Source organism: Streptomyces sp. NPDC046465, assembly GCF_040646035.1.
Taxonomy (GTDB): domain Bacteria; phylum Actinomycetota; class Actinomycetes; order Streptomycetales; family Streptomycetaceae; genus Streptomyces.
In genome coordinates this window covers 175,833-199,234 of record NZ_JBEYZK010000016.1, presented here as the reverse complement: position 1 = coordinate 199,234, position 23,402 = coordinate 175,833, and the positions used below count along the sequence as shown (strand labels likewise).

The 23,402-nt window shown below is 70.3% G+C and carries 22 protein-coding genes and 1 pseudogene; 5 read left to right on the top strand and 18 right to left on the bottom strand.

Features of this window, described 5'->3' with window-relative positions:
• Positions 1-3: 3 nt before the first annotated feature.
• Complete coding sequence (locus ABZ953_RS25440; protein WP_361727669.1) at positions 4-384, bottom strand: MmcQ/YjbR family DNA-binding protein; 381 nt, start codon at positions 382-384, stop codon at positions 4-6.
• Between the two features lie 37 nt (positions 385-421).
• Positions 422-1,402 carry an alpha/beta hydrolase gene (locus ABZ953_RS25435; RefSeq protein ID WP_361727667.1) on the bottom strand — a complete coding sequence of 327 codons (981 nt, stop codon included), beginning with the start codon at positions 1,400-1,402 and terminating at the stop codon, positions 422-424.
• Between the two features lie 378 nt (positions 1,403-1,780).
• Here ABZ953_RS25435 and ABZ953_RS25430 point away from each other — a divergent pair, with 378 nt between their 5' ends.
• Both ABZ953_RS25430 and ABZ953_RS25425 read left to right on the top strand, forming a co-directional pair.
• Positions 1,781-5,299: a ThuA domain-containing protein gene (locus tag ABZ953_RS25430; RefSeq protein WP_361727665.1), complete on the top strand. Its 3,519-nt coding sequence runs from the start codon at positions 1,781-1,783 to the stop codon at positions 5,297-5,299.
• Between the two features lie 19 nt (positions 5,300-5,318).
• Positions 5,319-6,206, top strand: coding sequence for a sugar phosphate isomerase/epimerase (locus ABZ953_RS25425; RefSeq protein ID WP_361727663.1), 888 nt, complete (start codon positions 5,319-5,321; stop codon positions 6,204-6,206).
• On the opposite strand, the gene ABZ953_RS25420 is transcribed toward ABZ953_RS25425, so the two are convergent.
• The 6 genes from ABZ953_RS25420 to ABZ953_RS25395 all read right to left on the bottom strand — a co-directional run bounded on the left by ABZ953_RS25420 (position 6,200) and on the right by ABZ953_RS25395 (position 11,072).
• Positions 6,200-6,823 carry a GNAT family N-acetyltransferase gene (locus ABZ953_RS25420; protein WP_361727661.1) on the bottom strand — a complete coding sequence of 208 codons (624 nt, stop codon included), beginning with the start codon at positions 6,821-6,823 and terminating at the stop codon, positions 6,200-6,202. The genes ABZ953_RS25425 and ABZ953_RS25420 overlap by 7 nt on opposite strands.
• On the bottom strand, positions 6,820-7,383 hold the full coding sequence (locus ABZ953_RS25415) for an XRE family transcriptional regulator (protein WP_361727659.1): 564 nt from the start codon (positions 7,381-7,383) through the stop codon (positions 6,820-6,822). Before ABZ953_RS25415 ends, ABZ953_RS25420 begins: the two co-directional genes overlap by 4 nt.
• A 128-nt stretch (positions 7,384-7,511) precedes the next feature.
• Positions 7,512-8,300, bottom strand: a complete 789-nt coding sequence (locus ABZ953_RS25410; protein WP_361727657.1) for an ABC transporter ATP-binding protein — start codon at positions 8,298-8,300, stop codon at positions 7,512-7,514.
• A 2-nt stretch (positions 8,301-8,302) separates the two neighbouring features.
• Positions 8,303-9,364: an ABC transporter substrate-binding protein gene (locus tag ABZ953_RS25405; RefSeq protein ID WP_361727656.1), complete on the bottom strand. Its 1,062-nt coding sequence runs from the start codon at positions 9,362-9,364 to the stop codon at positions 8,303-8,305.
• Positions 9,365-9,422: 58 nt separating this feature from the next.
• The gene (locus ABZ953_RS25400) at positions 9,423-10,286 is read right to left on the bottom strand and encodes an ABC transporter permease (RefSeq protein WP_361727654.1); all 864 of its coding nucleotides are present in this window, start codon (positions 10,284-10,286) and stop codon (positions 9,423-9,425) included.
• Positions 10,287-10,721: 435 nt separating this feature from the next.
• A complete protein-coding gene (locus tag ABZ953_RS25395; protein WP_361727652.1) occupies positions 10,722-11,072 on the bottom strand; it encodes a beta/gamma crystallin domain-containing protein in 351 nt (116 codons plus the stop codon).
• Positions 11,073-11,380: 308 nt separating this feature from the next.
• Between ABZ953_RS25395 and ABZ953_RS25390 the strand changes: the two are divergent.
• A pseudogene (locus tag ABZ953_RS25390) lies at positions 11,381-11,467 on the top strand (3-oxoacyl-ACP reductase); the annotation flags it as partial.
• 106 nt (positions 11,468-11,573) lie between these two features.
• Here the strand turns inward: ABZ953_RS25390 and ABZ953_RS25385 are convergent.
• The 7 genes from ABZ953_RS25385 to ABZ953_RS25355 all read right to left on the bottom strand — a co-directional run bounded on the left by ABZ953_RS25385 (position 11,574) and on the right by ABZ953_RS25355 (position 19,019).
• Positions 11,574-12,473 carry a LysR family transcriptional regulator gene (locus tag ABZ953_RS25385; protein ID WP_361727650.1) on the bottom strand — a complete coding sequence of 300 codons (900 nt, stop codon included), beginning with the start codon at positions 12,471-12,473 and terminating at the stop codon, positions 11,574-11,576.
• Between the two features lie 113 nt (positions 12,474-12,586).
• The gene (locus tag ABZ953_RS25380) at positions 12,587-13,786 is read right to left on the bottom strand and encodes a glycine C-acetyltransferase (protein ID WP_361727648.1); all 1,200 of its coding nucleotides are present in this window, start codon (positions 13,784-13,786) and stop codon (positions 12,587-12,589) included.
• Positions 13,787-13,846: 60 nt separating this feature from the next.
• A complete protein-coding gene (tdh, locus tag ABZ953_RS25375; RefSeq protein WP_361727646.1) occupies positions 13,847-14,875 on the bottom strand; it encodes an L-threonine 3-dehydrogenase in 1,029 nt (342 codons plus the stop codon).
• A 123-nt stretch (positions 14,876-14,998) separates the two neighbouring features.
• The gene (locus ABZ953_RS25370) at positions 14,999-16,183 is read right to left on the bottom strand and encodes a Gfo/Idh/MocA family oxidoreductase (RefSeq protein WP_361727645.1); all 1,185 of its coding nucleotides are present in this window, start codon (positions 16,181-16,183) and stop codon (positions 14,999-15,001) included.
• A gap of 162 nt (positions 16,184-16,345) precedes the next feature.
• On the bottom strand, positions 16,346-17,776 hold the full coding sequence (locus ABZ953_RS25365; RefSeq protein WP_361727643.1) for a M1 family metallopeptidase: 1,431 nt from the start codon (positions 17,774-17,776) through the stop codon (positions 16,346-16,348).
• Positions 17,777-17,946: 170 nt separating this feature from the next.
• Complete coding sequence (locus ABZ953_RS25360) at positions 17,947-18,399, bottom strand: DUF2267 domain-containing protein (protein WP_361727764.1); 453 nt, start codon at positions 18,397-18,399, stop codon at positions 17,947-17,949.
• 188 nt (positions 18,400-18,587) lie between these two features.
• Positions 18,588-19,019 carry an Hsp20/alpha crystallin family protein gene (locus ABZ953_RS25355; protein ID WP_361727641.1) on the bottom strand — a complete coding sequence of 144 codons (432 nt, stop codon included), beginning with the start codon at positions 19,017-19,019 and terminating at the stop codon, positions 18,588-18,590.
• A 128-nt stretch (positions 19,020-19,147) separates the two neighbouring features.
• Between ABZ953_RS25355 and ABZ953_RS25350 the strand changes: the two genes are divergently transcribed.
• Together ABZ953_RS25350 and ABZ953_RS25345 are read left to right on the top strand one after the other, a co-directional pair.
• On the top strand, positions 19,148-19,804 hold the full coding sequence (locus ABZ953_RS25350) for a type III effector protein (RefSeq protein WP_361727639.1): 657 nt from the start codon (positions 19,148-19,150) through the stop codon (positions 19,802-19,804).
• 168 nt (positions 19,805-19,972) lie between these two features.
• On the top strand, positions 19,973-21,853 hold the full coding sequence (locus ABZ953_RS25345) for a DUF2264 domain-containing protein (protein ID WP_361727637.1): 1,881 nt from the start codon (positions 19,973-19,975) through the stop codon (positions 21,851-21,853).
• A gap of 24 nt (positions 21,854-21,877) precedes the next feature.
• Here ABZ953_RS25345 and ABZ953_RS25340 read toward each other — a convergent pair whose 3' ends face one another.
• The 3 genes from ABZ953_RS25340 to ABZ953_RS25330 are packed head-to-tail and all read right to left on the bottom strand — an operon-like array spanning position 21,878 to position 23,401.
• A complete protein-coding gene (locus tag ABZ953_RS25340) occupies positions 21,878-22,462 on the bottom strand; it encodes a GAF domain-containing protein (RefSeq protein WP_361727635.1) in 585 nt (194 codons plus the stop codon).
• Complete coding sequence (locus ABZ953_RS25335) at positions 22,459-23,052, bottom strand: ATP/GTP-binding protein (protein WP_361727633.1); 594 nt, start codon at positions 23,050-23,052, stop codon at positions 22,459-22,461. The genes ABZ953_RS25340 and ABZ953_RS25335 overlap by 4 nt, the downstream gene beginning before the upstream one ends.
• The gene (locus tag ABZ953_RS25330; RefSeq protein ID WP_361727631.1) at positions 23,030-23,401 is read right to left on the bottom strand and encodes a DUF742 domain-containing protein; all 372 of its coding nucleotides are present in this window, start codon (positions 23,399-23,401) and stop codon (positions 23,030-23,032) included. Before ABZ953_RS25330 ends, ABZ953_RS25335 begins: the two co-directional genes overlap by 23 nt.
• Position 23,402 lies beyond the last annotated feature (1 nt).

The window sequence follows — 23,402 nt, the reverse complement described above, 5'->3', positions numbered from 1 at the left end:
GGGTCACTCCGTGGTCGCGACCCCCAACTCGGGGTGCTCTTCCAGGAGTCCGGGCGGGGCGGCCTGTCGCCAGGAGTCGGCCAGGATGTCTCCCAGCTCGTCGGCGTCGAGCGCCGCGAGGCGCACCCGCACCCAGGCCGAACCGGCCTCGTGGGCGGCGATCCAGAACTTGTCCGGCTCCGCGAGGACCAGTTCGTCGCGCTCGACCTTCGGACAGCGCACGGCGAAGGACGTCTCGTCGTCGGGGACCGTCACGAACATCTTTCCGGCCACTCGGAACGTGGGCATGCTCCACGCCACCTTCTCCACCGTCTGCGGCAGGGCGAGGGCGATGCGGCGCACGTCGTCGGACGTGACGCGGGAACGTGATCTGGACTTCGACATGCCATGAACCGTAGCCAACGCCACTGACAGTCCGGGTCTACAGCACCCGCTTGTCCAGCCAGGACGTCAGGTCCTCCTGGACCTCGTCGCGGTTGGTCTCGTTGAGGATCTCGTGGCGTGCGCCCGGGTAGCCCTTCCACGTCAGGTCCTCGAGGCCCGCGTACCGGAAGTCCTCCAGGAGTTCATGGACGAGCGTCATCCCCTGGTTGCAGGGGTCCTGCTCGCCGACCGCGATGTGGACCGGCAGATCGGCGGGTACGCGCGCGATGTTGCGCGGGTCGTTGATCTTCCGTACCGCACGCACCCAGTCCAGGGAGAGCCCGGCGGAGAACGCGAATCCGCAGCGCTCGTCGGCAACGTACGCGTCGACCTCGGCCTCGTCCCGCGAGAGCCACTCGAAGCCGGTGCGGTGGGTGTACGGGTCGTTGAACGAGGCGAAGAGGTCGGGGACGTACGAGGACCTGGCAGCGCGGCCCCCTTCGGAGACCTCGCGCTCCAGGCGGGCGATCGCTCCCTCGATGTCGGCACCGGGCAACGAGCGGAACGTACCCGAGAGGATCACGCCCGCGAGACTGTCGGCGTACTCCTGCGCGTAGTCGCGCGCGAGCATCGATCCGAGGCTGTGCCCGAGGAGGAAGAACGGTGCGCCGGGGTGCAGGGTGCGCACCTGGTCGCCGATGGCCTTGAGGTCGTCGACGATCGCCCGCCAGCTGTCGGCGCTGTCCGGGTCCGTCCCCTCCGATGTGACGCCGTAGCCGCCCGTGGCCTGTGCGGTGGCGCCGTGGCCGCGGTGGTCGGAGGCGACCACTCCGTAGCCGTGTGCGGTCAGATGGCGGGCGAAGCGGTCGTAGCGCAGGGCGTGCTCGGCGGCTCCGTGCGCGATCTGGACGTAGGCGCGGGGCCTGCCGTCCGCCGGTAGCCAGGTGTAGGTGGCGACGGGCACGCCGTCCGCCGCGTTGAGCAGTCCCGCGGTGTACGCGGCGGCGGAAGGCGTGGTGGCATCGGCTCGGTCGGCCATGGTGAGGGGCTCCCTGAGGGTGCGGCGGATTCGTGCAGCTGATTCGTGCGGCGGATTCGTGCGGCTGTCGCGTATGGGGGTGGCTTGTGGGGTGGCGCCTGTGGGGCTGCCTGTAGAGGGCAGCCTCCCCCGCGCGCGGGACGTCATGCGGGCGATCTGGCTCCCTGCCTCCTCCCCGCCTCGCGCGCACCCGGCTCGCCCCTGCCGACCCATTGACCCTCCGCGGAACCGGAACCTACCCTGAGTCCCGCGCTGCGCAAGCGCTTTCTAGCAGGGAGCAGGAGCTGCCGCGAACAACGGCCTCCGCTTCAGCGCATACGCAACTCACCGCACACCCGGCGACCGGCAGCCGTCCATCCGCCAAGCCCAGGGAGCGCCATGAGTTCCACGGCACCGAAAAGTGCGCCGAAGAGCGCGCGGAGAAGCGCACCAAGACCCCTGCTCGTCCTCATCGCTCTGCTCGCCCTCGTCGTGGGCCTCGGTGTCGCCGCCCCGCACCGTGCCGCGGCCGCGCCCGCCTTCCGTGTCCTGGTCTTCTCCAAGGTCACGAACTTCGCCCACGACTCGATCCCGGCGGGCATCGAAGCGATCAAGAAGCTCGGCAGCGAGCACGGGTTCGAGGTGGAGGCCACCGACGACGCCGCGGCGTTCACCGATGCCAACCTCGCCCGCTTCCAGGCCGTCGTCTTCAACAACACCAACTCCACGCCCGAGAAGGGCGATCTGCTCGGCGCCGGGCAGCGTGCGGCCTTCCAGAAGTACGTACGGGGCGGTGGCGGCTGGGTCGGGCTGCACGCCGCGTCGGCGAGCGAGCGGGACTGGAGCTGGTACGAGGGACTGGTCGGCGCGATCTTCGACAAGCACCCGGAGGTGCAGACCGGGCGGATCAAGGTGCTCGACCACGCGCACCCGTCGACGAAGGCGCTTCCGGAGCTCTGGGAGCGTACGGAGGAGTGGTACAACTGGCGCACCAATCCCACGGGGAAGGTGCACACGCTCGCGCAGATCAAGGTGCGCGACGGCGTCACGGGGCTCGACGAGGGTGTCGACCAGCCGTGGTCCTGGTGCCAGAACTACGACGGTGGCCGCTCCTGGTACACGGCGGGCGGACACGCCAAGTCCGCCTTCCAGGAGGAGGGTTTCCTCCGGCACGTCCTCGGTGGCATCCAGTGGGCGGCCGGTGACAAACCGGGCGACTGCACGGCCACCCGGACGGGCAGTTTCCAGCGCACTCCGCTCGCCACCGACGGTCTCGCCGACCCGTTCGAGCTGGCCGTCGCGCCGGACCGACGGGTCTTCTTCATCCAGCGCACCGGCAAGCTGAAGATCATCGACCAGGAGACGCTGAAGGTCTCCACGGCGCTCGATCTCGCGTACACGCCGGAAATGACGAGCCAGTCGGACGGGCTGCTCGGCCTTGCGCTCGACCCGAAGTTCAAGGACAACCACTGGCTGTATCTGCTCCACTCCGACAAGACGGAGAAACGCATCAATCTGTCCCGCTTCACCGAGAAGGGCGGAAAGGTCGAAGCGGCCTCGGAGAAGCGCCTGTTGACCATTCCGACGTGGCGCGGTGAGGGGCGGGCCAATTCGCACATGGCGGGGTCGATCGCTTTCGACAAGAGGGGCGATCTGTATGTCGCGACGGGCGACAACACCGACCCGTTCGCCTCGGACGGCTTCGCTCCGATCGACGAGCGCGAGGGGCGCCGCGCGTGGGACGCGCAGGGCACCGCTGGAAACACGAACGATCTGCGCGGCAAGATCCTGCGGATCACGCCGAAGGACGACGGGACGTACGCCGTTCCCGAAGGGAATCTCTTTCCTGCGGGGACGGAGAAGACGCGCTCCGAGGTCTATGCGATGGGGATGCGCAATCCGTTCCGGATCACCACCGACCCGATCAGCGGCGCCCTGCTGATCGCGGACTACGGCCCCGACGCGCGGAAGGCGGTGGCGGACCGCGGCCCGGAGGGGACGGTCGAGTTCGACCGGATCACCAAGGCGGGCAATTACGGCTGGCCGTACTGCATCGGCGACAACACGCCGTTCAACGACTACGACTTCGCGACGAAGACGTCGAAGGCCACATTCGACTGCGCGAAGATCGTCAATGACTCACCGAACAACACCGGCTTGCGCGAACTGCCGCCCGCACAGCCCGCGAACGTCTGGTACGCCTACTCCGAGTCGAAGGAGTTCCCCGAACTCGGCACGGGTGGCGGCGGCCCGATGAGCGGCCCGGTCTACGACTACGACGCCGCGAACACGTACAAGACGAAATTCCCCGAGTACTTCGAGGGGAAGTGGCTCACCTATGAGCTGACCCGGCAGTGGTTCAAGGCCTTCTCGATCCAGGACAAGGACCAGACGTTCACTGATCCGCGCTTCCCGCCGGTGAAGGCGGGCGAACTGCAGTCCATCAACTCGGTCTTCTCCGACATGAAGTGGAACCAGCCTTTCGACGCCGACTTCGGGCCCGACGGTGCGCTGTACGTCATCGACTTCGGGCTCGGCAGCGGCACGGGACGCGGCGGCAGCAACGAAGGCTCGGGCATCTATCGCATCGACTACGTCGCGGACGGCCGCCTGCCCGACGCGCGGATCACGGCGACCCCGGACAACGGACGCTCGCCCCTCACCGTGAAGTTCTCCAGCGAGGGCTCCGGGCTGCCGGGCGGCACGCCGGTCACGTACGCGTGGGACTTCGACGGCGACGGCACGACCGACTCGACCGAGGCGAACCCGACACACACGTACACCGAGAGGGGGCAGTTCACCGCCCGCCTGAAGGTGACCGGGCCCAAGGAGCTGACCGGACTGGCCGTGCGGGACATCACGGTCGGCAACACCCGGCCTGTGGTGGCAATCCAACAACCGCCGAACGGGGGAACGTTCAGCTTCGGGGACACCATTCCCTTCAAGATAAAGGTGACGGACCGGGAGGACGGGCCGATCGACTGCTCGCGCGTCGTCGTCCAGTCCCAGCTCGGGCACGACTCCCATCTGCACCCGCTGGACAACTACACCGGCTGCGCGGGCGAGATCGTGACGGACGCCGGGGACAGCCATGGGCCCGGCCAGAACCTGTACTACGGGATCACCGCGCAGTACGAGGACAAGGGTTCCGGTGACGTGCCCGCGCTGACCGGCTCCTCCTCGCTGACGCTGCGGACCTCCTTCCGCGAGGCCGAGCACCGCACCGCGACGGGCGGCGCGCACGACGGAGTCGTCACCGCCGACCGTGCGGACGCCTCCGGCGGCAAGCGGCTCACGGAGATCGAGGACAAGGACTGGATCTCCTTCGACCCCGTGCACCTCCAGGGCGTCGACTCCGTGACCGTGGGCGCCGCGTCGGGCGGTCTCGGCGGCGACGTCGAGTTCCGGGCGGGGTCACCCACCGGCGAACTCCTCGGCAAGGTGACCGTGCCGAACACCGGAGGCTGGGGCAACCTCGTCTCGCCAACCACCGGACTCGCCGGACACGACGGATACGCCGGACACGCCGGATACGACGGGACGACGAAGCTGTACGTGGTCTTCAGCAACCCGCAGTGGTCCTCCGGCAAACCCGACCTGTTCGCGGTCGACTGGCTGCACTTCAACGGCCCCGGCGTGCAGAAGAGCTCCACGGCGAAGGTATCGGTGACCGCCGTTCCGGACAGCGGGGCGCCGCCCCTCGCGGTGAGCCTGACGAGCAAGGTGAATCTGCCCGCGGGCCGCACCGTCACCTCGTACCACTGGGACTTCGGGGACAACTCCAAGCCGGCCGGCGGTACGGAGGGGCCGGGCGCCACGCACACGTACGCGCGCGCGGGGACGTACACCGCGCATCTGACGGTGACGGACGACAAGGGCGACACGACGACCGGCAACGTCCGGATCACGGCGAAGTGAGGGCGTGACGATGAGCAGGATGAGCAGGAGAGGGGCCCCCTCCGCGGCCTCCCGGCGCGCCTTTCTCGGTGCGTCGCTGGGGCTGGCCGCGGCGGTCGGCGGGGCGCTGCCCGCGCAGGCCTCGCAGACCTCGCAGGAGACGGCGTACCGGCGTCGTATCCCGCGCGGCGGCATCGGCATGCACCTGTACACGATGCGCGACGCGCTCGCGCGGGACTTCGCGGGCACGCTGGAGCAGCTCGCCGGGATCGGGTACGCGACCGTAGGCGTCAGCGGCCGCCACGGGCACGACGCCGACGGCATCCGGCGGATGCTGGACGCGGCCGGGCTGCGGGCAGTCCTGGAGCACATCGCGTATCCCACGCTCACCGGCAGCGGGCTGCCCCGGGCACTCGACGATCTGCACACCCTGGGCGCACGGTGGCCCGTGGTGCCGAGCCTGCCCGGCGCGCTGCACACGCCTGCCGGGTTCCGGGAGGCGGCGCGGCAGTTCAACAGGATCGGGTGTGCCTCGCGCGAGGCCGGGCTGGGGCCCGTGCTGTTCCACAACCACGGCGCGGACCACGTGGTGGTCGACGGCACGCACCTGTACGACGTCCTCATCAGGGAGACCGACCCGGAGCTGGTCGCCTTCGAACTGGACGTGTACTGGGCGGTGAAGGGGGGCGCCGATCCGGCGACGTACTTCCGGCGGCACCGGCGGCGGTTCCCCGCGCTGCACGTGAAGGACATGGCGGCCGACGGCGGCTTCGCCGATGTCGGTTCGGGGACGCTCGACTTCCCCGCGATGTTCGCCCACGCGCGCGTGGGCGGTGTCCGCCAGTGGCTGGTCGAGCACGACACCCCGGCGGATCCGTTCGCGACCGCGCGGAACAGCTACGCGTATCTGGCGGCGCTGCGCTACTGACGCGCGGCGTCCGCAGGCTCGGCGCCGGTCCGCCCAGCGCCGAGCCGCTTGTGGAAGAGCGTGGTCGGGCGGGGCGTGCCTGCCGGGTCGGTCGCGTAGTCGGGGATGGTCCCCGACCGGGTCCAACCCGCCTTCCTGTAGAAGGTCTCGGCGGGGCTGCCGGTCTCGGTGTCGAGGACGAGCAGCGTCACGCCCGCCTGTGCCGCCGCCTCCTCGGCGACGGTCAGGAGCGCGCGGGCGAGCCCCTGCCCGCGCGCGGAGGGGTGCACCATCAGCTTGACGATCTCGGCGCGGTGGCGGCCGTTGGGCTTGTCGACGAACGCGACGCCGACCGTTCCCGTCACGCGTCCGGCATCCGTTCCCGTCACACGTCCGGCATCCGTTCCCTCGCCGCGGACCACCCAGACGGCGAGCCGCCCTTCGCCGACGGCCGGGCCGAGCCCGTGCCACCACGCGGCGGCGGTGGCACGGTCCAGGTCGGCGAGGAAGCCGAGCGAGTTGCCGCCCCGCACGGTGTCGACCAGGAGGTCGGCCAACGAGTCCGCCGACGCGCGGAGTTGCTCGGAGTCGAGGCGGGTGACGAGGGTGACGCCGGTGCGCGTGGCGGGGACGGTCACGGTTTCACCACCACGAGCGCGTACCGCACGGCCTCCTCGCCGCGGCAGCGGAACCGCGACGCGCCCCACAGCCGGAAACGCAGGCAGTCCCCGACGGCCAGAGTGTGCGCCTCTCCCTGCACCGTGACTTCCAGCGATCCTTCGAGCACCCAGATGTGCTGCTCCAGACCGAGCACGGGCGGCCGGTCGTACGCGATGTCGGCGCCGGGCTGCAGCCGGACCTCGACCAGTTCGCCGCGCATCCCGGTGCGCGGCGGGGAGACCGACCAGCGCATGAACCCCGCGTCGTCGTCGGCCCAGACGGCCTGGTCGACCGCGGCGACGAGCTGTGCGGGCTCCGCCTCCACCTCGCTCAGGAGCTGCGACATGGTGCGTTCGTAGACGGCGCAGAGCCGGTTCAGGAGCGCCGCCGTGGGGCTGATCTCCGCGCGCTCGGCCCGGGACAGGGTGGAGCGGCTGATGCCGCTCAGTTCGGCCAACTCGCCCAGGGACCAGCCACGTTCGGCGCGCAGCTCGGACAGTCGGGCGGCGAGGCGCGCGTCAACTCCATCGTGTTCCATATCTGGCACGCTATCCCTGATATGAGATGTCGGTAAAGGGTGAGCTGTCTCTCAGTGAACTGCCTCTCTCAGTGGACTGCCTCTCAGTGGACTGCCTCTGCGCGGGCTCCCTTGAAGGCCACTGCCACTCAGCCGTGCGCCGACACCGCCCCGAGCAGCTCCCTGACCCGCCCCGTCGCCACGCGGAACTCGGCCGAGGCGAGCGCCTGCGCGTACCCCAGGTCCGGCGCCAGGCCGACCTCGATGACCTCCGTCACCGTGCCAGGACGCGGACTCATCACCACCACGCGGTCCGCCAGATACGCGGCCTCGGCGATCGAGTGCGTCACCAGGAGCACCGTCGTCCCGGTCTCGCGCCAGACGCGGTTCAGCTCGACGTTCAACTGCTCCCGCGTGAGCGCGTCGAGGGCACCGAACGGCTCGTCCATGAGCAGCACGGGAGGCTCGTGCAGCAGCGCACGGCACAGCGCCACCCGCTGCTGCATGCCGCCCGACAGCTCGTGCGGATACGCGTCCTCGAAGCCGCTGAGCCCGGCCATGCGGATGAGCTCGTCGGTACGCGCGCGTGCCCGCGCCGCGGGGAGCTTCCGCATCTCCGCCTGGAGCAGGATGTTGCGGCGCGCCGAGCGCCAGTCGAGCAGGGCGGCCCGCTGGAAGACGTACCCGATGTCGCGCCGCGGCCCCCGCACCGGTTCGCCGCCCAGGAGCACCTCGCCCGACGACGGCGCGAGCAGCCCCGCGACCAGCTTGAGCAGCGTGGACTTTCCGCAGCCCGAGGGGCCGACGATGGCCACGAACTCGCCGGCGGCGATGGAGAGCGAGACGCCGCGCAACGCGGTGACGTCCTTCTTCTTCGTACGGAAGCGGACGGCGACGTCGTCGAGCCGCACGGCGGGTGCGGCCCCGTCATTGGGCATGCTCACCCCTTGATCCCCTTGGTCTTTTTGGTCTCCTTGATTTCCTTGATCCCCTTGGCTGGGTCCCAGTACTCCGTCACCGATCTGGGGTCCTTGACCATGCCCGCCTCGGTGAAGACCTCGATGGTCTGCTGCCAGTCCGCCTCGGTGTTGGCCCCCGGCGCCCTGCCCTTCGTGGCGTCGGTGTGCAGCAGCGTCAGCGTGGTCCTGAACTGCTCCGACAGGACGTTCTTCGGCGGGAGTTGCTCGGTCGCGCCCTCCATGGCCGCGACGGCGGGGCCCGGCTTCCTCTCGGCCGCCGCCCACGCCTCACTGACGGCCGCGGCCATCCGCTTCGTCAGGTCTCCCCTGCCCTGCAGGGTCTTGGCGCCCGCGATGAGACCGTTGGAGTAGAAATTCAGGCCGTGCTCGGAGAAACGCAGGTACGTGACGTCCTTCTTGGCCTTGTCGCGCATGGTGGGGCCCTGGTCGCTCGCGTACCCGAGCAGCGCGTCCGTCCTGCCGGAGATCACCGCGGCGATCTTGCCCGCCGGATCGGTGTTCTGGACCTCGACGTCGGAGACGTCCATGCCGTTCTTCTCCAGGAAGATCGGAAAGGTCTTGGTGAGCGCGTCACCGGCCGTACCCGCGACGGTCATGCCCTTGAGGTCCCCGGGTGACGCGACACCCTCCCCCGCGAAGGACTGTACGGACGCGGGTGTGGTCTGCAGGAACACCCCGAGGCTCTTGACCTTGACCCCTCGGTCGACACCGGCGAGCACGGCCGGGGTGTCCGCCCAGCCGAAGTCGGTCTGCCCGGCGCCGGTGGCCTGCACGGTCTTCTGGGAGCCCTGGCCCGCCCTGATCTCCAGATCGATGCCGTGCTTCTCGAAGATCTGCTGCTTCCTGCCGTAGTAGAACGGCGCGTGCTCGCCGTACGGGTACCAGTTGAGCGTCAGCGTCACCTTGTCGAGCTTCTTGCCGGAGGCGCTGGTGCTCGTCTTGTCGTCATCGCCGCAGGCCGTCGCGGTGGCCGCGACGAGCGCCAGGGGGACGAGGCCGGTGAGGAGTCTGCGCGCGTGCATGGGGCGGCCCTTCTCGCGTACGGGGACGGGGACGGGGGCTCGGGGGGAACGGCTGGACTCAGTACGTGGTGGTGGCGGTCTGGTCCCTGCGGCTCGCGTGCCACGGGAGCAGCACCTTCTCCGCGATCTCGACGAGCGCGAACAGGACCACGCCGATCAGCGACATGACGAGCAGCCCCGCGAAGAGCATGGGGGTGTCGAGGTTGCCGTTGGCCTGGAGGATCACATAGCCGAGGCCCTCGTTCGCGCCCACGAACTCGCCGACGACAGCGCCGGTGACGGCGAGCGTCACGGCCACCTTCAGGCCGGAGAAGAGATGCGGGAGCGACGCCGGGAAACGGATCTTCAGAAAGGTCTGCCAGGGCCGTGCGCCCATCGTGGCGGAGAGCTGCAGCATTTCGGGGTCGACGGCCTTGAGCCCGGTGACCATCGAGATGACGACGGGGAAGAAGGCGATGAGGACGGCGATGAGGATCTTCGGCGCGATGCCGAACCCGAGCCATACGACGAACAGCGGGGCGATGGCGATCTTCGGGACGACCTGGGCGAAGAGGAGGACGGGGTAGAGGGTCTTCTCGACGGTGGTCGAGGCGACCATCAGGGCGGCGGAGAGGATGCCGACGGCGACCGCGATGACGAAGCCGATCAGCGTCTCGTACGTGGTGACCCAGCTGTGCTGCCAGAGGTAGTCCGGCTTGTCGAGGATGACGTCGAGGGTGGCGCCCGGCGAGGGCACCAGATAGGCCTCGACCATCTCGGTCGCGGCGATCAGCCACCAGGCGCCGAAGCAGACGAGCAGCAGCGCGAGGGGGCGCCAGCTCTTCTCGGCCGCCTCGGCCGTACGCTGCCGGAGGCCCGGTCTCTCCCGATCGGCAACGCCCGCTGCCTTCAGGGGTGTTGCGGACACTGCGCTCTGACTCACGGTGAACTCCCCTGACATTCCCTGACGCGCGGGCGAACTTGGGAGGCAGTTGCGTGGACCGGTGCGGAGCTCTGCGGTACGAGGAGCCCAGAAAGCGCTTTCTGGTCGGCCGTCCGCCACGCTAATGACTGGCTGACCGCAGGGTCAAGAGGCGGGTCCCGAGTTTCGTGGCGTGCCGCGGGGCGGGTGCGGCCCCTGGGGCGAGGTTCCGCGCAGCCCGGGTCGAGGGCAGCGGGCAGCGGGCAGCGGGCAGCGGGCAGCGGGCAGCGGGCAGCGGGCAGCGGGCAGCGGGCAGCGGGCAGCGGGCAGCGGAATATGACGAAACCGGCCACGCCCCGAGAGGCGTGGCCGGCGGAATTCGGCAATGGCCATGGTGCGGAGATGGCCACCGGTTTACCGAATCATTGACTCGCATTCACGTGAGTCAATGATTCGTTACAGGATTTCGATGTCGTTCACCTTCGGCGGACGGTGCGGGAAAGTGATGTCGGTCCACCGGTTGATGCGCACGGAGTCGCCATTGGCGTCGTAGTAGATCAGGTCATTGTTGCCCGTGGAGATCCGGTCGACCCACCACCCGCCGAAGCCGGTCCGGCCGCGGTTCGCGTAGCAGTCCACGCTCTGCCGACCGTCACTGTGCGACCAGATCTTCAAGAAGTTCTCGCCGCCACGGCATTCGACGTGATCGATGGCGAAGGCGTTGCTGGGCATCACCACCGTGAAGGCGGCAGCGGCGGCGATGGCCACGGTTGCGGAGCGCGCGACCCTCTTGGTTTTCGAAAGCACAAGTACTCCCTGATTTCGAGCCCGTAAGTGACCGCATTTCACGGTCATTTCCGGGAACCGTTTCACGCTTGCACGATGACGATCCTGTAAGGCTCCTGTACATGGCAATCTTTCAATTGGCCCACGGCTGAAATATGTTGCCCAATGTCCTGATCAGTTCTTTTCGGGTGGTTTTATGGCCCTAGGGGCCAAGATTTCGGGCAATGAAGACGACGAAAAGGGGATGCGCATGGATCTGCAACTGACCGGAAAAGCCGCGACGCGGCTTCGCCGCCTGCACCGACCAGCAGTGGTCCGACGCGTTCGACGTGAACTTCTTCGCCTCGGTCCGCACCACGCGAGCCGCTCTGCCCTTCCTCGTCGCCGCCCGCGGCGCCGTCGTCAACGTGTCGTCGACCAGCGCCAGGGCCCCGCACGCCGGGCCGATCGCGTACAGCACCGCGAAAGCCGCGCGGGAGACCCCACCCGCCGACGCGGGCCGCGGGCCGCGGGCCGCCGAAGTCAGCCCGCCGCCTCCCCCAGTGCGTCCAGGACCGGACGGATCAGCGGATGCCCCTCCGTGCCGCAGCGCACCGCGGCGAACACCCTGCGCGTGGGGGCCGCGCCCTCCACGGGACGCACCACCGCGCCCGACACGTCCATGCCGCGCAGCGCCGAGCGCGGCACCAGGGCGACTCCGGCGCCGGCCGAGGCGAGGGCGACCACCGCCCTGAAGTCGTCCGACCAGTGCTCCAACAGGGGCTGGAACCCAGCCTGTTCGCAGGCGAGGACGACCACGTCGTGGCAGGGGTTGCCCGCGAAGGGGCCGATCCACGCGTCCTTGGCGAGTTCGGCGAGGGCCACCCGTTCCGCGTCGGCGAGACGGTGGCCGCGCGGCAGCACCGCGTCGAAGGGCTCCGCGTAGAGCGGGACGCGGGTGAGTCGCGGATCGTCCGCGCCGGGTGCTCCCCGGTACTCGACGGCCACGGCCACATCCACCTGCCGGTCGAGAACCATCGGCAGGCTCGCGTCGCCCTCCGCGTCCTGCACACGCACGCGGATGCCGGGCGCGGAGGCGGCGAGGCGGGCCAGGGCGGGCGCGACGACGAGGCCGATGCCGGTGGCGAAGGCGGCGACGGTCACCGTGCCCGCTTCGCCGGAGCTGTACGCGGCGAGCTCGGCCTCGGCGCGCTCCAGCTGGGCCAGGACGGCGTTGGTGTGCGTGAGCAGGATCTCGCCGGCCGCCGTCAGGCGCACGCCGCGCGCCGAGCGCTCGACGAGGCGGTGGCCGGTCTCCTGTTCCAGGGCGGTGAGCTGCTGGGAGACGGCGGACGGGGTGAGGTAGAGCGCGGCGGCAGCGGCCGTGACCGTGCGGTGGTCGGCCACCGCACGGAGGATGTGCAGCCGCCGCGCTTCGATCATGCGGTCGATTCTCCCCCACCGCACGCCCCACGCGAACCCAGGGCCCCGCGAAAGGCCCTGGCCCTCAGCCCCGCCCCACCCCGCCCCATCCCCCGTCCCCGACTTACCCCTGACTACCCCTGCAGCTCGGCCCGCGCGGCGACGAACGCGTCGACCGCCCGGTTCACGTCCTCCGTCGAGTGCGCGGCCGACAGCTGGACGCGGATGCGCGCCTTGCCCTGCGGCACCACCGGGTAGGAGAAGCCGATCACGTAGACGCCGCGCTCCAGGAGCAGCTCGGCCATGCGGCCCGCGACGGACGCGTCGCCGATCATCACCGGCGCGATGGCGTGGTCGCCGGGGAGGATGTCGAAGCCCTCCTCGGTCATCCGCGAGCGGAACAAGGCGGTGTTCGCGGCGAGGTGTTCCCGCAGGTCACCGGCCGACTCCAGGAGGTCGAGGACCTTCAGCGAGGCCGCCGCGATCACCGGGGCGAGGGTGTTCGAGAAGAGGTACGGGCGCGAGCGCTGGCGCAGCAGGGCGACGATCTCGGCGCGGGCCGCGACGTAACCGCCGGAGGCGCCGCCGAGGGCCTTGCCCAGCGTGCCCGTGATGATGTCGACGCGGTCCATGACGCCGTGCAGCTCGGGGGTGCCGCGGCCGCCGGGGCCCACGAAGCCGACGGCGTGCGAGTCGTCGACCATGACCATGGCGTCGTAGCGCTCGGCGAGGTCGCAGATCTCCGCCAGCGGGGCGACGTAGCCGTCCATGGAGAAGACGCCGTCGGTGACGATCAGTTTGCGCCGGGCGCCGCCCTCGGTGGCCTCCTTGAGCTGCTGCTCGAGGTCGGCCATGTCGCGGTTGGCGTAGCGGAAGCGGCGCGCCTTCGACAGGCGGATGCCGTCGATGATCGACGCGTGGTTGAGGGCGTCGGAGATGACCGCGTCCTCGGCGCCGAGCAGCGTCTCGAAGACGCCTCCGTTGGCGTCGAAGCACGAGGAGTAGAGGATCGTGTCCTCCTGGCCCAGGAAGGCGGACAGGCGCGCCTCCAGCTCCTTGTGCACCTCCTGCGTGCCGCAGATGAAGCGGACGGAGGCCATGCCGTAGCCCCAGCGGTCCAGGGCCTCGTGCGCGGCGGCGACGACGTCGGGGTGGTCGGCGAGGCCGAGGTAGTTGTTCGCGCAGAAGTTCAGGACCTCGCCGGGGCGGCCTCCCGCGGTGACGGCGACGGTCGCGGACTGCGGGGTGCCGATGACGCGCTCGGGCTTGTGCAGGCCGGCGGCGCGGATCTCGTCGAGGGTGGCCTGGAGGTCTTCGCGTACGGAGTCGAACATGCGGAAATCCTTAGGGGGTTGCCATCGGGGCGTGCGCCGGGAGGTTCAGGGAAGACAGGCTCAGGAGGTCCAGTCGAGGATGACCTTGCCGCCGCGGCCGCTCGCCGCGTCGTCGAAAGCGGCCTCGAAGTCGCGGTGGCCGTACCGGCCGGTGATGACGGGCGCCAGGTCGAGGCCGCCTTCGAGCAGCACCGACATCGCGTACCAGGTCTCGAACATCTCGCGGCCGTAGATGCCCTTGATGGTGATCATCGAGGTGACGATCCGCGCCCAGTCGACGGCGAAGTCCTCGGCGGGCAGGCCGAGCATGGCGATCTTGCCGCCGTGGGTCAGGTTGGCGACCATGTCGCGCATCGCGCGGGGGTTGCCGGACATCTCCAGACCGACGTCGAAGCCCTCGCGCAGGCCGAGCACGCGCTGGCCGTCGGCGATCGTGGAGTCCGCGACGTTCAGGGCGAGGCTGACGCCGACCTTGCGGGCCAGTTCGAGGCGCTCCTCGCTGACGTCGGTGACCACGACGTTGCGCGCCCCCGCGTGCCGGGCGACGGCCGCCGCCATCAGGCCGATGGGTCCGGCGCCGGTGATCAGCACGTCCTCGCCGACCAGCGGGAAGGACAGGGCCGTGTGCACGGCGTTGCCGAACGGGTCGAATATCGCGGCCACGTCGAGGTCGACGGGGACGCGGTGGACCCATACGTTGCCCGCGGGCAGGGCCACGTACTCCGCGAAGGCCCCGTCCCGTCCGACGCCGAGGCCGACCGTGGCGCGGCAGAGGTGGCGCCGTCCGGCCAGACAGTTACGGCACTTGCCGCAGACCAGGTGGCCCTCGCCGCTGACCAGGTCACCGGAGGTGATGTCGGCGACGTCACGGCCCACCTCGACGACCTCGCCGACGAACTCGTGACCGACCACCAGCGGCGCGCTGATCGACTGCTGCGCCCAGCCGTCCCAGGCCCGGATGTGCAGATCGGTACCGCAGATCCCGGTGCGGAGCACCTTGATCAGGACGTCGCCGTGGCCGATCACCGGCTCCGGCACGTCCTTCAGGCTGAGACCCGGCTCTGCCTTCTCCTTGACCAGCGCCTTCACCGCTACGGCTCCCGTCGTACGTCGTTTCTTCCCCCGACGGGACAGGAATCTTCCCTACGGCGGCGCCCGGGTCCATCGAGGATTTCTTAAGCGCCGCCGCAGCTTTCCTTCAGGCCCCGCGGTTCAGCGGGTCTGGCCGCGTTCGAAGTAGGCGATCAGCTCCGGGTCGAGCGCCGGTACCTCGCGCGGCGTGCCGCCGTCCCGCAGCGACTGGGTCGCCCTGACGCCCGCCGCCACCGCCATGCGCGCCGCGACCGGCGAGGTGTCGGTGCGCCCTCCCTCGCGGGCGAAACGTACGAACTCGTCGATGAGCAGCGGGTCGGCGCCGCCGTGCCCCCCGTCGTCCTCGGCGTCCGGCACCAGGTACTCGGCGTCCGCCTCGCTCCGGTAGCCCGACCGGCGCGCGTTCCACACCTTCACCGCGGAGCCGGGGCCGTCGCCGAAGTTCTCGAGGCGGCCCGCGTCGCCGATGACGGTGTAGTTGCGCCAGTAGTCGGGCGTGAAGTGGCACTGCTGGTAGGCGGCGAGCACGCCGTTGTCGAGGCGCATGTTGACCAGGGACACGTCCTCGACGTCGATGACGGCGTTGAGGCCGCGCTGGGTGTGCGGCGGCCAGTGGCCGTCCTCGGTGTACCAGTCGTCGGTCTTCGGCTCGCCCGGCGCGCGGCGGTGCGGGTTGTCGCCGTAGACCATGAGGTCGCCGAGGGCCTGCACCTGGCGCGTGTAGCCGCGTCCGAGCCAGTGCAGGACGTCGATGTCGTGGGCGGCCTTCTGTAGCAACAGGCCGGTGGTGTACTGCCGTTCGGCGTGCCAGTCCTTGAAGTACCAGTCGCCTCCGTAGCCGACGAAGTGGCGCACCCAGACCGTCTTGACCTCGCCGATCTCGCCGCGTTCGATGATGTCGCGCATCAGCCGGACCACGGGCATGTGGCGCATGTTGTGCCCGACGTACAGCCGGGTGCCCGTCTCGTACGCGGTCCGCAGGATCTCGTCGCATGCCTCGATGCCGATTTCCAGGGGCTTCTCGACGAAGACGGGCTTGCCCGCGCGCAGTGCCTCGCAGGCGAGCTCCGCGTGCGTGTGGTCGGGGGTGAGGACGACGATCGCGTCGACGTCCGGGTCCTCGACGACCTTGCGGTGGTCGCCGGATATCAGCGCGCCGGGGAAGGCCGTGGCCGCCTCGGCCCGGGCCGCGGCGTCGTGTTCGGCCAGCGCGGTGACGCGTGAGCCCGCATCCGGCCGGTGGGCGGTGCGGGCCAGCGAGCCTCGCAGTCCGAAGCCGAGAACGCCGAGACGGAGGTCGGTCATGGAACTTCCTTCGCTTGTGCCGGTGTTGCGGGTGTGCTTGATCGAGTGCGCTTGCGCGGGTGTGCTTGATCGAGCGTTCTTGCGCGGGTGTCCTTGAGCCGTGTTGTGGTGAGCTTGATCCTTATCTATCCGGCCGCCCCGGCCCGTGTCGAGATATGTGCACTACGAATGCACGCCGCCCCAGTCCGGATGGCCGGGCATGGGCGGGTTGTCGAGGTCGAAGAGCCAGTGGCGCAGGAAGGTGCCGACGGACGCGTCGCCCGTCACCCGCACGGCGTTGTCGATGAAGTCCACGGTCGAGGCGTTGCCGTGCCGGTGCCCGGTCAGCCACGCCTTCATGACGGCGTCGAACTCGCCCTGTCCGATCTGCTGCCGGAGGGCGTAGAGGGAGACGGCGGCGCCGTCGTAGATGTTGAAGCCGCCGAGCCCGGTCGGCTTCCCGGGCGGTCCTTCGGCCTTGCGGACCGCGTCGAGCTCGTCGTACGCGGCCTTCATCTTCCCCTCGACGGGCTCGAAGCCCTGCTGTTCCGCCCACACGGCCGCGTAGAACACGGCGGGCCCCTCGTTCAGCCAGGCGTCCTGCCAGGTGGCGGGGGTGACCGAGTCGCCGAACCACTGGTGGGTCAGTTCGTGGACCATCGTCGTGGAGTACGTGGGGCTTTCGAACCAGCCGGGTCCGAAGAGGGAGAGGGTCTGGTTCTCCAGCGCGTCGCCGTAGCCGTCGCGCACGATCTGCACGCCGTACGTGTCGAAGGGGTAGCGCACGCCGAGGGTCTTCTCCAGCCAGGCGAGCTGCCCGCCGGTCTCCTCGACGACCGGGCGGTACTTCGCCACCTGGTCCTCGGGCACGAGGTGGCGCAGTCGCACGCCGTGCGGCCCGCGCCCGTACACGTAGGTCTGCTTGTTGACGGAGATGCCCAACAGCTCCGGAGCCATCGGAGATTTGAGCGCGAAATCCCAGGTCTCCTTGGCGCCGGGGACCTTGCGCCTGCCGGTGAGGTTGCCGTTGGCGGCGGGGGTCCAGCCCTTCGGCGCGGTGAGGTGGAAGGTCCACGTCGCCTTGTCGGAGGGGTGGTCGTTGACGGGCGCGAAGGTGTCGGCGCGGGACGCCTGGGCGGCCGAGGCGAACCCGCCGTCGGACATGTGACGCCAGCCGGGCAGGCCGACGGGCTTCGTCTTCCCGTTGCCGTGATAGGTGACCTCGACGTCGAAGGAGTGGTGGTCACGCAGGGGGCGGGCGGGGGTGACGGTGAGCTCCTGGCCGGTCTTGCCGGGGGCCGTGGCCCAGGTGGCGGGCGCGCCGTTCACGGTGATCCGGTCGATGGCGAGCGAGTCGACGTCGAGGTTGAACGAGGACAGGTCCTGGGTGGCTCTCGCCCGGATCCTCATGGTGGCGCCGAAGTCGTACGTCACGGGCGTGAAGTCGAAGGAGAGGTCGTAGTGGCGGACGTCGTAGCCGCCGTTGCCGAGCGTCGGATACAGCGGGTCGCCCACGCCGTCCGCGCCCGGAGCGGGGACGGGAGGGGCCGCATGGGCGGGGGCGGCGAGCGCGAGGGTGGCGGCCGCGGCTGCCGTCGCGATGGCGGCACGCACGGTTCGGGTCCTTTTCTCAGCCATGGGGCGGCAAAGTAGTAACCGCTTACTTCCCACGTCAACACCCAAAAGGACCCGACTGCTTGGACTTTCCTGCTCCTTCCTTCGACACGCGGAACCGGGTTCGGGGTTCGGGGTTCGGGGTTCGGGGTTCGGGATTCGGCCTGGCTCTATGCGGCCTGGACGAGTTCGGCGCGGCCGAACAACAGCGCGTATCCGGACGGGAGTTGACCCAGGATGCGGGTGACGAGGTCGGGTCCTGCCAAGGTCGCGACGGGCCCGAGGACGGCGCCGGTGTCCCAGCGGGTGGTGGCCGGGGTGGCGCCGCTGCGGGCGGCGAGGTCTTTGACGAAGCCCCAACCGGTCAGGGGCTCGACGTCGGGGACCTGTGCGGCAAGGACGTCTGCGGCTTCGAAGGGCAGGCGGGCGGCCAGTTCGACACGCTCGTCGCCCGTGAGCTGGCGCCCGAGCCCGCCGAGGACGAGGCGGACGGCTTCCTCGGCCCTCTCCCGGGTGGGGTAGGCACCTTCGTAGCGAACCTTCTCCAGCAACTGCTCGTATGCCTCGTACGCCTCGTACGCCGTGGCGGATGTGTGCTGGACGGTTACACGCCGGTCGGGCATCACTGCGGTCATTGCCTTTCTGTCGTCGCCTGTCACCGAGGCAGTGGTGCCGGTGCACGGGCGGAGAAGAAGGGGCGGAGGGCGGGGCGAGCGAGGGGGAGATCGGGCATCCGCCCTCCGCCATTGATGGCCACCGATCACTACTGAGAGCAGCGGCCGGTCGACTGTTCAGCTCGTGGAGCTCCGGCTCAGCCGGAGATCTCCTTGCGGTCGGCTCCCTCGCCGATGGTGATCTTGCGGGGCTTGGCGCGCTCGGCGATCGGGATGCGCAGGGTGAGCACCCCGGCGTCGTAGTCGGCCTCGATGCGCTCGGTGTCCAGCGTGTCGGCCAGCACGATCTGGCGCGAGAAGGCGCCCAGCGGCCGCTCGGACAGCTCCATGTGCACGTCGTCGGCCTTGACCACCGGGCGGCGTTCGGCCTTGACCGTCAGCATGTTCCGCTCGACGTCGATGTCGATCGCGTCCGCGCTGACGCCGGGCAGGTCGAAGGCCACCACGAACCGGTCGCCCTCGCGGTAGGCGTCCATCGGCATGGGGGAAGGCCGCGACCAGGTACCCGGGCCCAGCAGCTGCTGTGCCAGCCGGTCCAGTTCACGGAAGGGGTCAGTGCGCATCAACATCGTGAAAACACCTCCAGTGGGTCAGGGCAGTCGCTGCCAATGCGCTTCGCGGAATCCGTTGTAGCATGTCATCCAATGGATGACAACCACGATGTCATCCAGTCGATGACACACCGCAGGAGGTGCCCGTGACAGCAGCCGACCGGCCGACTCCGTCCAGTGCCGACGAACAGAGCCCGGCCTCGTTCCTCGCCGCCGCCGCGGCCCTGGAGGCCATGGACGACGCTCTGCACGACGCCGCGCAAACGGCGCCGAGCTCACCCGGTGCCGCCGACGCCGGGCCCGGTCCGGAACAGGCCCTGGCCTCCCTGCTGCTTCTGCGGCAGGTGCGTGAGCAACTCGCAGGCTGGGAGACCGGGCTGATCGAGACGGCCCGAGACGCGGGAGCCAGTTGGGCCGACCTCGCCCACCCCCTCGGCGTCGCCAGCCGCCAGGCCGCCGAACGCCGCTACCTGCGCAATCGGCCGGGGGGCGCCGGAACCACCGGCGAACAACGCGTCCAGGCCACCCGCGAAGCCCGGGCCGCCGAACGCACCGCCTCCGCCCAGGCCCGCCGCAACGCCGCCGACCTGCGCCGCCTCGCAGGCCGGATCACCGCCCTCATCGACCTGCCGGCCGCCGCCGGGCAGCCGCTCGGCCAACTGCACGCCGCCCTCGCCCACGACGACCCCGCCGCCCTCCTCCAGCCCCTGAGCGCCGCCCGCCCCCACCTGACCGCCGCCCACCCCGAGCTCGCAGCGGAACTCGACACCCTGACGAACGCGATTCCCCGTGATTCCCCGTGACCCCCGTGACTCCCCGTGATTGCCCGTGATTTCCCCTCGGCCCCTTGCGCGGCATAGCAACCGCTTACATGCTGTCCCGGTACCGCTGTCCCGGTACCACCTCCCCGCCAAGGCCGCGAACGACTGCGTCGCCTTGCTCGCCCGCGCCGCCGAGGAGCCACCCGGCCCATGCCCGCACCACACCTGTCCCTGCCGCCCACCGACCGACTCCGGTCCCCGCTCACCGGCTGGACCCGGGCGCACTGGGAGGCGCTCGCCGACCGGCAGTTGGAGGCGCTCGTCCCGTATGCGACACCGGGGTTCGCGCAGTACCGGCTGCCGGGCCGCAACAGCTGGTCGGGGGTCGTGTCGGACGGTCTCGAGGGGTACGCGCGGTCGTTCCTGCTCGCCGCCTTCCGGATCGCGGGGGCGGGCGGCGACGTCGACCCCCGCCTGATCGAGCGGTACGCGCGGGGTCTGACGACGGGCACCGACCGGGAGAGCGGCGAGGCTTGGCCCCGACTCACCGACTGCTCGCAGCAGATGGTGGAGGCCGCGTCGATCGCCATCGGGCTGCACGAGACGCGTCCCTGGATCTGGGACACGCTCGACGGCCGGGTCCAGGAGCGGGTCGTCGACTGGTTCTCCGGCTTCGTCGGCGGGAAGACCTGGGACAACAACTGGCGGCTCTTCCAGGTGGTCTCCGAGCAGTTCCTCGCCTCGGTGGGTGCCCCGTACAGCAGGTCGGACATCGACGGCGGCCTGGACCGCATCGAGGACTGGTACCGCGGCGACGGCTGGTACAGCGACGGCGACGGGCGGAACTTCGACTACTACATCGGCTGGGCGATGCACCTGTACCCGCTGCTGTGGGCGCGAATGGCAGGCGACGAGGACGGCGGCCGCGCCAAGGTGTACCGCGAACGCCTCGCCCAGTTCCTCACCACCTACCCGCACTTCTTCGGCGGCGACGGCGCCCCCGTCCACCAGGGCCGTTCCCTGACCTACCGCTTCGCGGCCGCCGCGCCCGTCTGGATGGGCGCCCTCGCCGACTGCACCCCGCTCGCGCCCGGCCTGACCCGGCGCCTCGCCTCCGGCGCCGCACGCCACTTCGTCGAGCGCGGTGTCCCCGACGAGCGCGGGCTCTTGCCGCTCGGCTGGTACGGGACGTTCCTGCCCGCGACGCAGGCCTACTCGGGCCCGGCCTCCCCGTACTGGTCGAGCAAGGGCTTCCTGGGCCTGCTGCTGCCCGCCGGCCACCCGGTGTGGACGGAACGCGAACTCCCGCTGCCCGTCGAGGAGTCCGACCAGTACACGGCGCTCCCGCAGCCCGGCTGGCTGCTGCACGGCACCCGGCACGACGGCATCGTCCGCCTGGTCAACCACGGCAGCGACCACAACCTCCCCGAAGGTCCCGCCCAGGACGACCCGCACTACGCCAAGTTCGCCTACTCGACGGCGACCGCCCCGGAGACCGCACCCCGCGCCTGGGACCGCGCCGTCGACAACCACCTGGCACTCCTCGCCCCGGACGGCACGGCCTCGCGCCGCCGCCGCATCCACCCGCTGAGCTGCTCGGGCCGGGTGGCCGCCTCCCGCCACGAGGCCCGGTTCCCCGGCGGGGAGGAGGAGTTCACCATCGAGACGACGAGCGCGCTGCACGGGCCGTGGGAGATCCGCGTGCACCGGGTGCGGGCGCCCGCGGGCGCGAGGGTCCGCGAGGGCGGGCACGCGGTCGCCGACGATACGCAGCCGCACGCCGAACAGGGGCCCGGCTGGGCCCTCACCCGTACGACCACCGGCCTGACCAGCGCGGTCGTCGGCCTGTACGGCTGGGACGAGGAGGCAGGCGTCGCCCGCGAGGTGGCGGCGAACGCGTACGGGCCGCACTCCGCGACGCCGTTCCTGACATCGGCGTCCCACCCCGGCGGCGGCAGCGTCCACGTCACCCTGGTCGCCCTGTCGCAGGACGCGGTCCGCCCACGGGCGCTGCGCGAGTCCGTCACGTGCGCTGTGGACGCCGACCGCATCCGCGTCCGCTTCCCGGACGGAACCGAACTCGACCTCTGAGCGGAGCGGACCTGCCGGACCGGGTCAGATCCCGCCCGCCTCCCGCCGGTGGATCTGCTCGACCAGCTCCGCGGCCATGCGCTTGATCGTGTCGAGCCCCGCCGTGCCCCAGCGGCGCGGCTCGACGTCCACGACACAGACCGTGCCGAGGGCGATCCCCGTGTGGTCGATCAGGGGCGCGCCGAGGTACGAGCGGATGCCGCTCTCGTCCACCACGGGGTTGCCCGCGAACCGCGGATAGTCACGGACGTCCTCCAGGACGAGGGCCTTGCGGCGCACCACGACGTGCGGGCAGTACCCGTGGTCGCGGGCCATGTAGCGGCGCGCCTCGCCGCCCGCGGCGGGCCCGGCGGACGGCACGGCGGACGGCTCGGCGGCGACGAGGGTGCCGTGCGGGGCGTGCAGTCCGGCGAAGAACTGCCGTTCCTCGTCGATGAAGTTGACCATGGCGCAGGGCGCGCCGGTCAGCTCGGCGAGCCGTTCGGCGAAGATGTCGAAGGCCGGTTCGGGGTACTGCCCGATGCCGAGTCCCCGCAGCCGCCGTACCCGCGCGGGAGCCTCCTTGTCGACGGGGGTGAGGAGCAGGTGCCCGGTCGGGTCGTACATCACGTGTGGGCTCCGTAGCTCGGCGCCGGGGCATGGTTGAGGAGGTGTTTGACGAGGATGAGGAGCGTCTGGATGCCGGAGCTCGAGATCCGTGCGTCGCAGCGCACGACGGGCACGTGAGGGTCGAGGTCGATCGCGGACCGCACCTCCTCGGGTTCGTATCGGTAGGCACCGTCGAATTCGTTGATCGCCACGATGAAGCCCATGCCGCGCTGTTCGAAGAAGTCCACGGCGGCGAAGCAGTCCTCGAGGCGGCGGGTGTCGGCGAGCACCACCGCGCCGAGGGCCCCTTCGGAGAGCTCGTCCCACATGAACCAGAACCGCTCCTGCCCCGGTGTGCCGAAGAGGTACAGCACGTGCTCCGGGTCGAGCGTGATCCGTCCGAAGTCCATGGCGACGGTGGTGGTGGTCTTGTTCTCCACGCCCGACAGGTCGTCGGTGCCTTCACTGACGGTGGTCAGCAGCTCCTCGGTGCTCAGCGGCGCGATCTCGCTGACCGCGCCCACGAAGGTCGTCTTGCCGACCCCGAAGCCACCGGCGACCAGGATCTTGAGTGCGGTGGGGAAGGGGTCAGAGCTGTCGTCGTAGTCCATCGAGCACTGCCTCCAACAAAGACCGGTCAGTGGGGTTGTGGTAAGAATCCGGGGCCTTCTGGGTGAGGGCCCCGGAATCGAGGAGATCCGAGAGGATCACTTTGGCCACGACCGCGGGCAGCTTCAGCTGGGCCGCGATCTCGGCGACGGAGGTGGGCGCCTCGCACAGGCCGAGGGCCGTGGAGTGCTCGGGCCCGAGGTAGCCGAGCGGGGTGGATCCAGTCGACATCACCAGGGAGAGCAGGTCGAGTTGGCTGCTCGGTCTGGTCCGTCCGTTGCTGACCGTGTAGGGGCGGACGAGCCGCCCGGCGGCGTCGTCGAGCCAGGGCCCGTCGTGCGGGGCCGCCATG

Coding starts and splice junctions, on each gene's coding strand:
- ABZ953_RS25410 (WP_361727657.1), bottom strand. CDS start 8,300: ATGCCCAATGACGGGGCCGCACCCGCCGTGCGGCTCGACGACGTCGCC.
- ABZ953_RS25405 (WP_361727656.1), bottom strand. CDS start 9,364: ATGCACGCGCGCAGACTCCTCACCGGCCTCGTCCCCCTGGCGCTCGTC.
- ABZ953_RS25425 (WP_361727663.1), top strand. CDS start 5,319: ATGAGCAGGAGAGGGGCCCCCTCCGCGGCCTCCCGGCGCGCCTTTCTC.
- ABZ953_RS25380 (WP_361727648.1), bottom strand. CDS start 13,786: ATGTTCGACTCCGTACGCGAAGACCTCCAGGCCACCCTCGACGAGATC.
- ABZ953_RS25330 (WP_361727631.1), bottom strand. CDS start 23,401: ATGGCGGCCCCGCACGACGGGCCCTGGCTCGACGACGCCGCCGGGCGG.
- ABZ953_RS25360 (WP_361727764.1), bottom strand. CDS start 18,399: ATGCCCGACCGGCGTGTAACCGTCCAGCACACATCCGCCACGGCGTAC.
- ABZ953_RS25385 (WP_361727650.1), bottom strand. CDS start 12,473: ATGATCGAAGCGCGGCGGCTGCACATCCTCCGTGCGGTGGCCGACCAC.
- ABZ953_RS25415 (WP_361727659.1), bottom strand. CDS start 7,383: ATGGAACACGATGGAGTTGACGCGCGCCTCGCCGCCCGACTGTCCGAG.
- ABZ953_RS25345 (WP_361727637.1), top strand. CDS start 19,973: ATGCCCGCACCACACCTGTCCCTGCCGCCCACCGACCGACTCCGGTCC.
- ABZ953_RS25435 (WP_361727667.1), bottom strand. CDS start 1,402: ATGGCCGACCGAGCCGATGCCACCACGCCTTCCGCCGCCGCGTACACC.
- ABZ953_RS25430 (WP_361727665.1), top strand. CDS start 1,781: ATGAGTTCCACGGCACCGAAAAGTGCGCCGAAGAGCGCGCGGAGAAGC.
- ABZ953_RS25370 (WP_361727645.1), bottom strand. CDS start 16,183: ATGACCGACCTCCGTCTCGGCGTTCTCGGCTTCGGACTGCGAGGCTCG.
- ABZ953_RS25355 (WP_361727641.1), bottom strand. CDS start 19,019: ATGTTGATGCGCACTGACCCCTTCCGTGAACTGGACCGGCTGGCACAG.
- ABZ953_RS25440 (WP_361727669.1), bottom strand. CDS start 384: ATGTCGAAGTCCAGATCACGTTCCCGCGTCACGTCCGACGACGTGCGC.
- ABZ953_RS25335 (WP_361727633.1), bottom strand. CDS start 23,052: ATGGACTACGACGACAGCTCTGACCCCTTCCCCACCGCACTCAAGATC.